This is a genomic window from Sphingomonas sp. 77B (assembly GCF_056497825.1).
The window spans coordinates 172,260-185,715 of record NZ_JBWMBY010000001.1; the positions used below are offsets into that span (position 1 = coordinate 172,260).

Annotated in this window: 12 protein-coding genes; 3 read left to right on the plus strand and 9 right to left on the minus strand. The window is 65.9% G+C overall.

Annotation, left to right across the window (positions count from 1 at the left end):
- Positions 1-140: 140 nt before the first annotated feature.
- The 8 genes from eda to AC1GI4_RS00900 all read right to left on the minus strand — a co-directional run bounded on the left by eda (position 141) and on the right by AC1GI4_RS00900 (position 7,384).
- Entirely contained in the window at positions 141-746 is a 606-nt protein-coding gene (gene eda / locus AC1GI4_RS00865; protein ID WP_058752815.1) for a bifunctional 4-hydroxy-2-oxoglutarate aldolase/2-dehydro-3-deoxy-phosphogluconate aldolase, read from the minus strand.
- Positions 743-1,708 (minus strand): glucokinase, encoded by a 966-nt coding sequence (glk, locus tag AC1GI4_RS00870; RefSeq protein WP_479628196.1) that lies wholly within the window; start codon positions 1,706-1,708, stop codon positions 743-745. The genes eda and glk overlap by 4 nt, the downstream gene beginning before the upstream one ends.
- 21 nt (positions 1,709-1,729) lie before the next feature.
- Positions 1,730-3,547 carry a phosphogluconate dehydratase gene (edd, locus tag AC1GI4_RS00875; RefSeq protein WP_479628197.1) on the minus strand — a complete coding sequence of 606 codons (1,818 nt, stop codon included), beginning with the start codon at positions 3,545-3,547 and terminating at the stop codon, positions 1,730-1,732.
- The gene (gene pgl, locus AC1GI4_RS00880) at positions 3,544-4,254 is read right to left on the minus strand and encodes a 6-phosphogluconolactonase (RefSeq protein WP_058716759.1); all 711 of its coding nucleotides are present in this window, start codon (positions 4,252-4,254) and stop codon (positions 3,544-3,546) included. The genes edd and pgl overlap by 4 nt, the downstream gene beginning before the upstream one ends.
- Before the next feature lie 103 nt (positions 4,255-4,357).
- Positions 4,358-5,821: a glucose-6-phosphate dehydrogenase gene (gene zwf, locus AC1GI4_RS00885; protein ID WP_479628198.1), complete on the minus strand. Its 1,464-nt coding sequence runs from the start codon at positions 5,819-5,821 to the stop codon at positions 4,358-4,360.
- 9 nt (positions 5,822-5,830) lie between these two features.
- Complete coding sequence (argC, locus tag AC1GI4_RS00890) at positions 5,831-6,757, minus strand: N-acetyl-gamma-glutamyl-phosphate reductase (protein WP_479628199.1); 927 nt, start codon at positions 6,755-6,757, stop codon at positions 5,831-5,833.
- Complete coding sequence (locus AC1GI4_RS00895) at positions 6,754-7,128, minus strand: SH3 domain-containing protein (RefSeq protein WP_433910449.1); 375 nt, start codon at positions 7,126-7,128, stop codon at positions 6,754-6,756. The genes argC and AC1GI4_RS00895 overlap by 4 nt, the downstream gene beginning before the upstream one ends.
- Positions 7,064-7,384, minus strand: a complete 321-nt coding sequence (locus AC1GI4_RS00900) for a MarR family transcriptional regulator (RefSeq protein ID WP_479630320.1) — start codon at positions 7,382-7,384, stop codon at positions 7,064-7,066. The genes AC1GI4_RS00895 and AC1GI4_RS00900 overlap by 65 nt, the downstream gene beginning before the upstream one ends.
- Before the next feature lie 288 nt (positions 7,385-7,672).
- Here AC1GI4_RS00900 and secG point away from each other — a divergent pair, with 288 nt between their 5' ends.
- Together secG and AC1GI4_RS00910 are read left to right on the plus strand one after the other, a co-directional pair.
- Entirely contained in the window at positions 7,673-8,041 is a 369-nt protein-coding gene (secG, locus tag AC1GI4_RS00905) for a preprotein translocase subunit SecG (RefSeq protein ID WP_479628200.1), read from the plus strand.
- A 106-nt stretch (positions 8,042-8,147) separates the two neighbouring features.
- Complete coding sequence (locus tag AC1GI4_RS00910; RefSeq protein WP_433910451.1) at positions 8,148-9,797, plus strand: CTP synthase; 1,650 nt, start codon at positions 8,148-8,150, stop codon at positions 9,795-9,797.
- Between the two features lie 329 nt (positions 9,798-10,126).
- Here the strand turns inward: AC1GI4_RS00910 and AC1GI4_RS00915 are convergent, their stop codons facing one another.
- A complete protein-coding gene (locus AC1GI4_RS00915; protein WP_294274527.1) occupies positions 10,127-10,603 on the minus strand; it encodes an Hsp20 family protein in 477 nt (158 codons plus the stop codon).
- Positions 10,604-10,850: 247 nt separating this feature from the next.
- Between AC1GI4_RS00915 and AC1GI4_RS00920 the strand changes: the two genes are divergently transcribed.
- A complete protein-coding gene (locus tag AC1GI4_RS00920; RefSeq protein WP_479628201.1) occupies positions 10,851-13,292 on the plus strand; it encodes a TonB-dependent receptor in 2,442 nt (813 codons plus the stop codon).
- Positions 13,293-13,456: the final 164 nt, after the last annotated feature.

Below are 13,456 nucleotides of genomic sequence, written 5' to 3' on the forward strand. Positions count from 1 at the left end.
CTCCACCACCCGGCTTTGCCGGGCGGTCCCCCTCCCCAAGCAAAGCTTGGGGAGGAATAGGGATCATCAAATCCTCCCCATCTTGGATGGGGAGGGGGACCATCGCGTCAGCGATGGTGGAGGGGCATATCCCGGACCTGTTAGCCCCGCAGCGCCGCCGCCGCGCGGGCCTTGGCCTCGACGTCCGCCATCGAGCCGCCGGTCACCCAGCTGCCGCCGACACACAGGACGCGGTCGAAGGCCAGCCAGTCGGGGGCGCTCGCCTCGGTGATGCCGCCGGTGGGACAAAAGCGCGCCTGATAGAAGGGCGCGGCCAGCGCCTTCAGCGCCTTCAGGCCGCCACTCGTCTCGGCCGGGAAGAACTTGAAATGAGTCAGGCCCAGGTCCAGCCCGCGCATGATGTCGCCCGCATTGGCGATGCCGGGAAGATAGGGGATGCCGCTCTCGATTACCGCCGCACCCAGCCGGTCGGTCAGGCCCGGCGAGACGATGAACTCCGCGCCCGCATCGGCGACGTCGCGCAGCTGCGCCTCGTTGACGACGGTGCCCGCACCGACGATCGCGCCCGGGACCTTCTTCATCTCAGCCATGGCCTCCAGCGCGGCGGGGGTGCGCAGCGTCACCTCCAGCACCTTCAGTCCGCCCGCGACCAGCGCCTCGGCCAGCGGCTTGGCGGTGGCGGCGTCGTCGATGACCAGCACGGGGATGACCGCGCTGGTGCGCATGATGGTGGCGATGTCGGTCATGAATGCTCCTGGGCAAAGGCCGCGGCCGCGCCGAACAGGCCGGGCTGGGGATGGGTGATGAGCTTGACGGGGATGCGCGCCATCAGCGACTGGAACCGCCCCTTGGCGACGAAGCGCTGGTCGAAGCCCGAACGCAGCAGCTTGTCCTTGATCCGGTAGCCGAGGCCGCCCGCGATCACGACGGTCTTGGCCCCCTGCGCCAGCGCAAAGTCGCCCGCCACCGCGCCGAGCGCCAGGCAGAAGCGGTCGAGCGCGGCGAGTGCGATCGAATCGGTGCCCTCCAGCGCCTCGGTCCAAATTTCGCGGTCGTCGCGGCTGGGCACCGCGCGGCCCTCCAGCGAAGCGAGCGTCTCGTAGATGGCGACGATGCCGGGGCCCGAGCAGATCCGCTCGCACGACACGCGGGTATAGGTGCGGCGCAGGCGCTTGAGGATCGCATCCTCGATGCCATCGAGCGGGGCATAGTCCATGTGGCCGCCTTCGGTCTCGATGACGTGATAACGGCTGGGCGTCATCAGCACCTGCGCCACGCCCAGGCCCGTGCCGGGGCCGCAGACGGTGACCACGCCCTGTTCGGGCATCGGCTCTTCGGGGCCGCAGATATGGAGGAAGTCCTCCTGCGGTACCTGCGCGACGGCATGGCCGACCGCGCCGAAGTCATTGATGACGGTATAGATGTCGGCGCCCAGCCGCTCGGGGATCAGCGAGGGGCGGATGACCCAGGGATTGTTGGTCATGCGGATCACGTCGCCGGTGATCGGCGAGGCGATGGCGAGCGAGGCGGCCTTGGGCAGCGGGCGGCCCAGATGCGCTTCAAACGCCTGCCACGCGGTCTGGAGCGAGGCGTGCTCGGCGGTCTTCTGCGTGCACGGCTCGCCCAGCTTCACCACCCGGCCATTCTCGACTTCGGCGATCGCGAAGCGGGCGTGGGTGCCACCGATGTCGACGGCTACGATTTCCATGATGTCCTCCCCCTTATTCTTTTACAGGCCAGCGCCCGCAAGGATGGGCGATGCGCCCTTCTCGGCCTCGTCGGCGGCCTGGCGGAACAGCGCGAACAGCTCGCGGCCCATGCCCTGTGCCGGCGCGGGCGTCGCGGCCTGTTCGCGCGAGGCCCATTCGGCCGGGTCGACCAGCGCGTTGAGCGTGCCCTCGACCGCGTCCAGCCGCACGATGTCGCCGTCGCGGATCAGGCCGATCGCCCCGCCGCCGATCGCCTCGGGGCTGAGGTGGATGGCACAGGGCACCTTGCCGCTGGCCCCCGACATGCGGCCGTCGGTGACCAGCGCGACCTTGAAGCCGCGATTCTGGAGCACGCCCAGCGGCGGGGTCAGCTTGTGCAGTTCGGGCATGCCATTGGCCTTGGGGCCCTGGAAACGGACCACGACGACGACATCGCGTTCCAGCTCGCCCGCCTTGAACGCGGCCTGGACCTCGGACTGGTCGGAGAAGACGCGCGCGGGCGCCTCGATGACCCAGCGTTCGCGCTCGACCGCCGACACCTTGATACAGGCGCGGCCGAGATTGCCCGACAGGATGCGCATGCCGCCATCGGCGGAGAAGGGCGCGGCGGCGGGGCGCAGGATCGTCTCGTCGCCGCTGTCGCCGACCGGGGTCCAGGCGAGCTTGTCTTCGGCAATGACCGCCGTCTGGCCGTAATCGGACAGATCCTTGCCCGCCACCGTCAGGATATCGCGGTGGAGCAGCCCGGCGGACAGGAGTTCGCGGATGACATAGGGCATGCCGCCTGCCGCCTCGAACCCGTTCACATCGGCCGAGCCATTGGGATAGACCCGCGCGATCAGGGGCACCGCGGCGGAGAGGCGGTCCATATCCTCCCAGTCGATGATGATCCCCGCCGCGCGCGCGATGGCGGGCAGGTGGATCAGGTGGTTCGTCGAGCCGCCGGTCGCCAGCAGCCCGACCGCCGCGTTGACGATCGCCTTTTCATCGACGCAGCGCCCCAGCGGGCGATAGTCGTCGCCCCGCTGCCCGATCGCGGCCAGCCGGTGGACGGCGGCGCGGCTGAGTTCCTGGCGCAGCTTGGTGCCCGGATTGACGAAGGCGGCGCCCGGCATGTGCAGGCCCATCACCTCCATCATCATCTGGTTGGTGTTGGCGGTACCGTAAAAGGTGCAGGTGCCCTTGCTATGATAGGCTGCGATCTCGGCGTCGAGCAGTTCTTCGCGTCCAGCCTTGCCCTCCGCAAAGGCTTCGCGGACGGCGGCCTTCTGCTTGTTGGGGAGACCCGTCGGCATCGGGCCGCCGGGGACCAGGATCATCGGCAGATGGCCGAAGCGCAGCGCACCCATCAGCAAGCCCGGCACGATCTTGTCGCAGATACCAAGCAGCGCCGCACCCTCGAAGGTGCCGTGGGAAAGGGCGACCGCCGTCGACAGCGCGATGGTGTCGCGGCTGAACAGCGACAGCTCCATGCCCGCATAGCCTTGCGTCACGCCGTCACACATGGCGGGCACGCCGCCCGCGACCTGCGCCGTCGCGCCGACTTCGCGCGCCCAGACCTTCATCAGTTCGGGATAGCGGTAATAGACGGCGTGGGCCGACAGCATGTCGTTATAGGCCGACACGATGCCGATATTCATGCCGCGATCGGCCTTCATGGCGTCGCGGTCTTCCTCGGTCCCGGCATAGGCATGGGCGAGGTTGGCGCAGCCCAGATTGGGGCGGCGCACCGCCGTTTCGGCCTCGTGCGCGATCAGGTCGAGATAGGCCTGACGGCCCGGACGCGAGCGTTCGATGACCCGGTCGGTGACGGCAGAGACGGCGGCGTTCAGGCTCATTGCTCGCTCCAGTGGATGTCGATCGGCAGTTCGACCTCGGCCAGGACGCGGCCGACCGGATAGGGCGAGGATGCGCCTTCCTTGATCGCGTCTTCCAGCACCTTCTTCTTGGCCGGGCCCGAAATGGCGAACATGATCGAGCGGGCCGAGACGATCCCGGCACGGCTGAGCGTCACGCGGGCGACCGGCGCCTCGGGCGGCAGCGGATCGGGCATCAGGCCCAGCGCACGGCGCTCCTTCGGGCCGTTGAGCGCTTCGTCATAGTCGGGGCCGGGGAAGATCGAGGCGGTATGCCCGTCCGCGCCCATGCCCAGCAGGACCAGGTCGAGCGGCCAGTGCAGTTCCTGCATCAGCGCATCGGCCGAACGGCCCGCCGCCTTATAGTCCGACGTCGCCTGCGGCACGATCGGCATGACTCGCGCGCCCTTGGGCAGGAAGATCTTGCCGATCATCGTCACGTTGGACAGCGGATCGCCCAGCGGCACGATCCGTTCGTCGGCGGGAACGATGGTCACACGCTTCCAGTCGAGCTTGGCCTGGGCCAGCTTCTCATAGACCGGGATCGGGGTCTTGCCGCCCGACAGCGCGATCACCGCCGCGCCGCGGGCCTCGATCGCGCTCTCGATGATGAACTGGATATCGCCCGCCAATGCGTTCGCCATTTCGGTGGTGTCTTCATAATCCCACCATTCGATTTCGTCGGTCATGTTGCTCACGTCCTAGATAGTCCGGGCGCAGACATGACCCGCCGCTCGGGGGCGGGCCATGTCTGCGTCAATGTCTGTCGCCTCCACCGGGAAGGCGGAGCGGTCAGTCGTCCTGCCAGTGCACCCCGTCGCGCTCGGTCAGCGCGATGGCGGAGGAGGGGCCCCAGCTGCCGCTCGGATAGGTCTTGGGCTTGACGTCGTTGGCGTCCCAACCCGCGCGGATCGCGTCGATCCAGGTCCACTGCGCCTCCACCTCGTCACGGCGGACGAAGAGCGTCTGGTCGCCCTCGATCAGGTCGAGCAGCAACCGCTCATAGGCGATGCGGCGGCGGGTGCCTGCAAACTCGGCGTCGAGCGACAGGTTCAGCGGCACTTCGCGCAGGCGGATGCCGTCGCGGTCGAGGCCCGGTTCCTTCGCCATCACCAGCAGCTGAATATATTCCTCGGGCTGGAGGCGGATGACCAGCGTGTTGGGCTGGAGCAGGCCACCGCGCCCGGCGAACATCGAGTGCGGCACCGGCTTGAACTGGATCGCGATTTCCGAGCGGCGCGCGGCCATGCGCTTGCCGGTGCGCAGGTAGAAGGGCACGCCCTGCCAGCGCCAATTGTCGACATGCGCCTTGATCGCGACAAAGGTCTCGGTCTTGGACGGCTTGCCCAACTCGTCGGCATAGGAACCGACGATCTTGCCGCCGACCGCTCCATCCGAATATTGCCCGGTCACGGTGTTGTTGGGCACTTCCTCGGGCGACATCAGGCGCAGCGAGCGGAAGACCTTGGCCTTTTCGTCGCGGATCGAATTGCCGTCATAGCGCGCGGGCGGCTCCATCGCGATGAGGGCGAGCAGCTGCAGGATATGGTTCTGCACCATGTCGCGCAGCGCACCAGCACCTTCGTAATAGCCCGCGCGATCCTCCAGCCCGACCGTCTCGGCGATGGTGATCTGCACATTGTCGATGCCGTGCGCGTTCCAGATCGGTTCGAAGAAGAAATTGCCGAAGCGCAGCGCCAGGATGTTCTGGACGGTTTCCTTGCCCAGATAATGGTCGATGCGGAAGGTCCGCTCCTCCGGGAAGCCGAAGGCGACCGCGTCGTTGATTTCCTTCGACGAGGCGAGGTCGTAGCCGAGCGGCTTTTCCAGACCGATCCGCACCGTCTCGCCCGCCAGGCCGACCGATTCGAGGCCCTTGATGGTGGACTCGAACAGGCTGGGCGCGGTCGACAGATAGATGGCGAGGCCGTTCGATACGTCACCGACCTTCTCCGCCAGCGCCGGGAAGCCATCCATCGAGGAGGCGTCGAGCGACTGGTACTGCACCCGCTCCCGGAAGCTGGCGATGGTGTCGGCGTCCTTGCGGTCGTCCGGTAGGAAGGTGTCGAGCGCCTTGGCCGCGAATTCGCGGAAGCTGGCATCGTCATGATCCGACCGCGCGGTGCCGGTGATCGTCAGCCCCTCGGGCAGCAGCCCGTCCGAATGGAGGTTGAACAGCGAGGGAAGCAGCATCCGCTGCGACAAATCGCCGGTCGCGCCGAACAGCAGCAGCTTGCCAACGGGATTGCGCGTCATGACGTCTCCTTAGAGGACGAGGCCTGCGGCCGGATCGAGCCCGGCCATGATGTTCAAATTCTGGACCGCCGCACCCCCGGCACCCTTGCCCAGATTGTCGAGCGTGGCGATCAGTCGTACCTGACCCGTGGCCGGATTGCCGCACACGCGCAAGGTCATCCGGTCGGTTCCGGCATTTTCCTCGATATTCACCGCCGTTACGGCATCCGCCGAAAAACGCACGATGCGGCTGTCGGCATAGGCGTCGGCCAGCACCTGTGTCACGCGGTCGAGCGAGGGCGCGCCGGGCAGGGCGTAAAGGGGCAGGGGCACCTCGACGACCATGCCGCGATAGGTGTCGACCACGGCGGGCGCGAAGATCGGCGCATGGGTCAGGCCCGAATGGCGCTGCATCTCGGGCGCATGCTTGTGCGCGAGCGTAAGGCCATAGGGGCGGAAGGCGCGATGGGTGGCGGTTTCATATTCGGCGATCATCGCCTTGCCGCCGCCCGAATAGCCGGACGCGGCATTCACCGTCACCGGGAAGTTGGCAGGGATAATCCCGGCGCGCACCAGCGGGCGGACGAGCGCCAGAAAGCCGGTCGGGTAGCAACCGGGATTGGACACGAACCGTGCCGAAGCGATCCGGTCCTGCTGCTCGGGTTCCAGCTCGGCGAAACCATAGACCCAGCCCGGCGCGGTGCGATGCGCGGTAGAGGCGTCGACCACCCGCGTCCGGTCGTTGGCGATCAGCGAGACGGCTTCGCGCGCGGCATCGTCTGGTAGGCAGAGGATGACGAAATCGGCATCGTTGATCGCCTCCCGGCGTGCCTCGGCATCCTTGCGACGATCATCGGGCAGGGTCAGGATCGACAGGTCGGGACGCTCCGCCAGCCGGTCGGCGATCTCCAGCCCGGTCGTGCCCGCGCCGCCATCGATGAAAACCGTCTTCGTCACTGCACCCGCTCCAACAGCCGCGCGTCGCAATAGCCGACCAGCCCCAGGTCGGCTGCGATACCCCATGCATGGCCGCCCGCTAGCTCGAGCACCTCGAACGTTTCGCCCGAGCGCAACTCGGCCAGCACCGCGCTGCTCGTGGCACGTCCTTCGCGCAGGGTCACCGGCGCATTGGTCCTATAGGGCAGGGGCGCGGCATAATGGGGCGCGAATACGTATTCAGCGAGGCGGACATCGGCGAGATCGGGGCGAACCGCATGGGTGCGCGGGTCGAGACCGACGGTGCGCCCCTGCAGGGCAAAGCTCTTACGCGTTGGCCCGCTGGAGGGTTGGGGCGTCCCCGGCGCCGATGAAATGTCCGAATTCTTCAAGAAAGTCCGCCCCTTCAGGTGTCCTGGCGACAAAGATGTTACGCTTGTCGCTATCATCGCGTTGGCGGCGCAGATAGCCCAGCGTTCCCAGTCTATTCAAGGCGCGGGTAACGACAGGTTTCGAGACGTTCAAGGCGCGCGCCAGACCGCGCACCGTATGGGGGCCGGGACGCAGATAGACGACGAGCAGCAAAGCCATCTGCCGGTTGGTCAGATCGGGCTCGCCCGACCGGACATAATCGACAAGGGCGCTCATCCAGGCGAACAGCGACTGCGGGTCGTGTGGATTGGACACGGGTGGCGGTTCCAATGGCTGGGCCGGGCTTTGCCGGGCGTTGTTTCGAAGTCATAACGCCCTTTATCCGTGGTGGTTTCACTCTTGTTCCGATCAGATGAACAACTTGGTTCGGTGATTTTGCGGAACCTTTTCAGCGGGCGTCAGGGCGCGGCGTCGCGCTCTGCCCCGGCGCAAGGTTGATCCCGCCACGCACGTCGCCTATGTGCGCGGTTTCGCACACCCCTTGTTCGGGATCATACGCGCCTCATGTTCGCATTTCTGCTCGTCATCCACGCCATCATCGCCGCGACTCTGGTCACGGTGATCCTCATGCAGCGGTCGGAAGGCGGCGGTCTGGGCATGGGGGGCAGCCCGTCGGGGCTGATGTCGGCACGCGGCGCGGCGGACTTCCTCAGCCGCGCGACGGCGGTGCTGGCGACGGCGTTCGTCGGCTTCTCGATCCTGCTCGCCGTGCTGGCCGCGACGCGCGGGGCACCCGCCATCGACACCTCGCTGGCCCGCACGCCCGCGACCCAGGCGCCGATCACCCAGCCCGCGCCTGCCCCGGTCCCGACCGGCGCCGCTCCGGCCCAGCAGGCGCCTGCGGACAATTCGGCGGTTCCGCTCGCCCGCTAAGTCTCGTTTCCATCGCAGCATAGGCCAACGCGCCGCCGATATTTTCCGGCGGCGCGCATCTTTGCTGTTGTCGTATCCCCCCCATCCAAGCTAGGCGATTCTTCCCATGGCGCGGTATATCTTCATCACCGGCGGCGTGGTTTCGTCGCTCGGCAAGGGCCTCATGGCGGCCTCTCTCGCAGCTCTCTTGCAGGCACGCGGCTACAGCGTGCGCATCCGCAAGTTTGATCCCTATCTCAATGTCGATCCGGGCACGATGAGCCCGTACCAGCACGGCGAAGTCTATGTGACCGACGACGGGGCCGAGACCGATCTCGACCTGGGTCACTATGAGCGTTTTACCGGCGTGTCCTCGCGCCAGTCGGACAATGTGACCTCGGGCCGCATCTACAAGACGATCATCGAGCGCGAGCGGCGCGGCGACTATCTGGGCGCGACCGTCCAGGTTATCCCGCACGTCACCGACGCGATCAAGGCGTTCGCGAAGGCGGATACGCTCGACGAGAACGGCAACGAGATCGACTTCATCCTCTGTGAGATCGGCGGAACGGTCGGCGACATCGAATCGCTGCCCTTCATCGAGGCGATCCGCCAGCTCAAGAACGAGCTGGGTCGTGGCAAGTCGATCAGCATCCATGTCACGCTGGTGCCGTACATCGCGGCGGCGGGCGAGTTGAAGACCAAGCCGACCCAGCATTCGGTGCGCGAGATCGCGGCGCTGGGCGTTGCCCCCGACGTGCTGGTCTGCCGCTGCGAGCATCCGCTGCCCGCCTCGGATCGCGCCAAGATCGGCCTGTTCTGCAACGTGCCGCCCTCGGCCGTGATCCCGGCGCTGGACGCCAAGAGCATCTATGCGGTGCCCTTGCAGTACCACGCCGAGGGTCTCGACTCGGAGGTGCTGCGCGCCTTCGGCATCGAGCCCCAGGGTGCACCCGACCTGTCGCGCTGGACCGAGATCGTCGACCGCCTGGTCAATCCGGAAGGCGAAGTGACGATCGGCGTGGTCGGCAAATATGTCGGCCTGCAGGACGCCTATAAGTCGCTCAACGAAGCGCTGGTCCATGGCGGTATCGCCAACAAGGTGAAGGTCCATATCCGCTGGATCGACGCCGAGCTGTTCGAAGGCGACGAGAGCGAGATCGCGCAGCAACTCGAACCCTGCCATGCCATCCTGGTCCCCGGTGCCTTCGGCGAGCGTGGTGCGCAGGGCAAAATCGAGGCGGTTCGCTTCGCCCGCGAACGTCGGGTGCCCTATTTCGGCATCTGCTTCGGCATGCAGATGGCGTGCGTCGAGGGCGCGCGAAACCTGGCGGGCATCGCCGACGCCTCCTCGACCGAGTTCGGCCCCACCTCCGAGCCGATCGTCGGCCTCATCACCGAATGGATGGGTCGCGATGGTCTCGAAAAGCGCGAGGCCAGCGGCGACATGGGCGGCACGATGCGGCTGGGCGCCTATCAGGCCAAGCTGACGGGCAACAGCGTCGTCGCCTCCATCTATGGCAGCGAGGATATTTCCGAGCGCCACCGTCACCGTTACGAGGTAAATACCACCTATAAGGAAGCGCTGGAAAAGGGCGGCCTGGTGTTCAGCGGCATGTCGCCCGACGGCACGCTTCCCGAAATCGTCGAGCGGCCCGACCATCCCTGGTTCGTTGGTGTCCAGTTCCACCCGGAACTGAAGTCGAAGCCCTTCGACCCACACCCGCTCTTCGCCAGCTTCGTCGAAGCGGCGGTGAAGCAGAGCCGGCTGGTTTGATTTTTGACCCCGCCTCCCCACGGAGGCGGGGTTTTCTTTTGCGGTTGCTCAGTCTCCACTTCCGTTCAGCCTGAGCGCAGTCGAAGGCCACGGGAAAGTCTGTCCTCTTGGCGGGGGGCAGGGCGTAGGCTTCGACTTCGCTCAGCCTGAACGGCGGCTTTGTCCTGGGGTGGATCGACATTGATCCCGCTTCCTTCCCTCTCCCCTCGATGAGGGGCGAGGGGAGACGGGTATGGCGGAAAGTTGATCCGTCCCAAAGAAAAAGGCGCCCGGGCCCGTCAGCCCGGACGCCCCGCGACGTCTTTAGGGAGAATAAGACGTCGAGCTGGTTACGCCGCCTTGGCCTCGTCGGCCTCACCGGCGTGATGTTCCACCGCGGCGAGCGGCTGGCCCGTCTTGATCGCGATCGTCTTGGGCTTCATCGCCTCGGGCACCTCACGTACGAGGTCGATGACGAGCAGGCCGTCGTTCAGGCGCGCATCCTCGACGAACACGAAGTCGGCGAGTTCGAAGCGCCGCTCGAACGAGCGATTGGCGATGCCGACATGCAGGAAATTGGGCGAGCCCGCCTTGTCATCCTTCTTGCCGGTGACGAGCAGCATGTTCTGCTGCGCGGTGATCTCGATCTCGTCACGGGCGAAACCGGCCACCGCCAGGGTGATGCGGTAACGGTCCTCGGCCAGACGCTCGAGGTTGAAGGGGGGATAGTTTTCCGCCGAGTTGGCCCGCGAATTGGCCTCCAGCAGATCGAACAGCCGATCGAAGCCGATGGTCGAGCGGCGGTACGGGGTCAGATCGATACGCATGTCAAAACCTCCATCAGAAGCGAATTGAAACGGGATCGGCCGCTCCATCCCGGCGCGGGATGACGCATGGCCCATCCGTGCGACCCGATATCGGCGTCGCACGCGAACCTATGTGGTTCGCTGTCAGCGTACTTCAAGGGCGTTTCTGGATCGAGTAGCAAATCTTCGCCCGCGCCAAGTCATCGCTGGCTTGAATACCTACTAAAACGATGTGTGAATAGGAGGTGAAATCGAAAGGGGAGCTTCCATGTCCTTCACCCTGGCCCTGATCCTGGCCGCCCAGACGGCGGCCACCGCCAATCCGCAAGTCGATGTCACCGCCGAGCCGAACGCCGGACAGAACCGTCGCGATGAGGGGAGGCTGGGTACCGCGCAGCAGGGCGGGGGCGATGTCGTTGTCACCGCGCGCAGGCGTACCGAGACGATCCAGAGCGTGCCCATCGCTATGTCGGTGATCGGCGGCACCGCGCTGGCCGAGACCGGCACCTACAATGTCAACCGGCTGACCCAAATCCAGCCGACGCTGCAATTCTATTCCACCAACCCGCGCAACTCGGCGGCCAATATCCGCGGGCTGGGCGCGCCGTTTGGCCTCACCAATGACGGGATCGAGCAGGGCGTCGGCATCTATGTCGACCAGGTCTATTACAGCCGCATCGCCTCGGCGACGTTCGACTTCACCGATACCGAGCGGATCGAGGTGCTGCGCGGGCCGCAGGGCACGCTCTATGGCAAGAACACGACGGCGGGCGCGATCAACATCATCACCCGCGCGCCCAGCTTCTCGCCCGAGGCGCGGGTCGAGCTGAGTGCGGGCAATTACGACTTCTTCCAGGCCAAGGCGTCGGTGTCCGGCCCGCTGGTCGACGACAAGGTGGCGGTGCGGCTGTCGACCTCGATTACGTCGCGGCGTGGTACCATCTACAATACCCGCCAGCAGGAATGGCAGAATGCCCAAGACAATCTGTCGCTGCGCAGCCAGTTTCTATGGCACGCGACGCCCACGTTCGACCTGACCCTGTCCGGTGATTATGCGCGACAGAACCCCAATTGCTGCGTCCAATATTATGCGCGGGTGGGGGCGACGCAGCGGCCGCTCAACCGGCAATATGCCGCGCTGGCGGCTGCCCAAGGGTATAATGTGCCCTCGACCAATGCCTTCGACCGGCTGACCGATGTCGATACCGATCTGCGCGCCAGGCAGGAACTGGGCGGGCTGTCGCTGGTGGCGAACTGGGACGTCGGCGAGGCGACGCTGACCAGCGTGTCGGCCTGGCGCTTCTGGCATTGGGACCCGTCGAACGACCGCGACTTCATCGGCCTGCCGATCACCACCGTGTCGGCCAATCCGTCGCAGCAGAGCCAGGTCACGCAGGAATTGCGCATTGCGTCGAACGGCAAGCGGACGCTCGATTACGTTCTGGGCGCGTTCTACTTCTGGCAGTCGATCGACACCCAGGGACTACAGGTCCAGGGCCCGGCGGCGAGCGCCTTCCTGCTCAACCCGACGAGTGCGGGCGGGCGCAACCCGGCGACGCTGAACGGCCTGACATCGCGTAACACGATCGGTTTCACCAACACCTCGGCCGCGCTGTTCGGCAAGCTGACCTGGCACATTGACGATCGTTTGTCGGTGTCGCCGGGGTTGCGCCTGAATTACGACCGCAAGGACGGCTCCTATGTCTCGGTCGTGACCAACGGAGCGGGCTCGACCACCCTGACCAGCGACCAGCGCGGGGTATTGGCGCCGCAGAATTATACGCCGTCCTTCACCAACTGGAACGTGTCGGGCGACCTGACCGTCGCGTACGAATTCAATCCGAACGTCCATTATTATGCGACCTATGCTCGCAGCTATAAGTCTGGCGGCATCAACCTGTCCGGCCTGCCGCTAGACGCGCAGAACAACCCGATCCTTGCGACGCAGACCGTCCGGCCCGAAAAGGTCAACCATTTCGAGCTGGGCCTGAAGACCCAGTTCGCCGACCGCCGCGCTACGGTGAACATCGCGGGCTTCTGGACCGAGATCGGCGATTATCAGGCGACGGTGAACAACCTGCAGGTCAATGTCCTGCGCGGCTACCTCGCCAATGCGGGCCGGGTACGGACGCGCGGGATCGAGATCGACTCGGCTTTCCGGCCGACCGAGCGCTTCAACGTCTATGCCAACGGAGCCTTTACCGATGCGCGCTACACCCGCTTCACCAACGCGCCATGCCCGCCCGAGCTGTCCGGCGGGACCGCGCTGCCGGTGGTGAACGGCCAGATCGTCGGGACCCCGGCGGCGGCGGGGACGCCGGGTGCATCGCTGCCCTATTGCAACATCTCGGGCCAGTGGCTGCCGGGGGTGTCGCGCTGGGCCTTTTCCTACGGTGCGGAGTATGACCTGCCCGCGACCGTGGCGGGGGCCGAGGGACAATTCTATCTGGGCTATGACGGCAGCTATCGGTCGAAATTCTCGTCCAACCCGTCGCGCTCGGCCTATACCGACATCAATGGGTACAGCCTGTCCAACGTCCGCGCCGGTTTCAAGGCGCCGGGCAACCTGAACGCCTTTGTCTGGGTGCGGAACCTGTTCGACCATGATTATTACGAGCTGCTCGCGACCCAGTCGGGGTCGACCGGGCTGATCGTTGGCCAGCCGGGCGATCCCCGGACCTATGGCTTCACGATTTCCAAGTCTTTCTGATCCAATTCCTCGCCAAGCTCGCTTGGGGGGGATTGAAGCGCGAATCACAGGATTCGTCCACCTTCGGTTCATCTTGATCTGGTATAGCGACAGTCCCGTGAACGGGCGCCGGGCCGGCATCTGGAAACGGAGTTTGGAAGCTCCCCGTTTCTCAGCCGGTTCCG

Coding starts and splice junctions, on each gene's coding strand:
- AC1GI4_RS00900 (WP_479630320.1), bottom strand. CDS start 7,384: ATGAGCGCCCTTGTCGATTATGTCCGGTCGGGCGAGCCCGATCTGACC.
- AC1GI4_RS00920 (WP_479628201.1), top strand. CDS start 10,851: ATGTCCTTCACCCTGGCCCTGATCCTGGCCGCCCAGACGGCGGCCACC.
- AC1GI4_RS00910 (WP_433910451.1), top strand. CDS start 8,148: ATGGCGCGGTATATCTTCATCACCGGCGGCGTGGTTTCGTCGCTCGGC.
- glk (WP_479628196.1), bottom strand. CDS start 1,708: ATGGAAATCGTAGCCGTCGACATCGGTGGCACCCACGCCCGCTTCGCG.
- AC1GI4_RS00915 (WP_294274527.1), bottom strand. CDS start 10,603: ATGCGTATCGATCTGACCCCGTACCGCCGCTCGACCATCGGCTTCGAT.
- pgl (WP_058716759.1), bottom strand. CDS start 4,254: ATGACCGACGAAATCGAATGGTGGGATTATGAAGACACCACCGAAATG.
- edd (WP_479628197.1), bottom strand. CDS start 3,547: ATGAGCCTGAACGCCGCCGTCTCTGCCGTCACCGACCGGGTCATCGAA.
- zwf (WP_479628198.1), bottom strand. CDS start 5,821: ATGACGCGCAATCCCGTTGGCAAGCTGCTGCTGTTCGGCGCGACCGGC.
- secG (WP_479628200.1), top strand. CDS start 7,673: ATGTTCGCATTTCTGCTCGTCATCCACGCCATCATCGCCGCGACTCTG.
- eda (WP_058752815.1), bottom strand. CDS start 746: ATGACCGACATCGCCACCATCATGCGCACCAGCGCGGTCATCCCCGTG.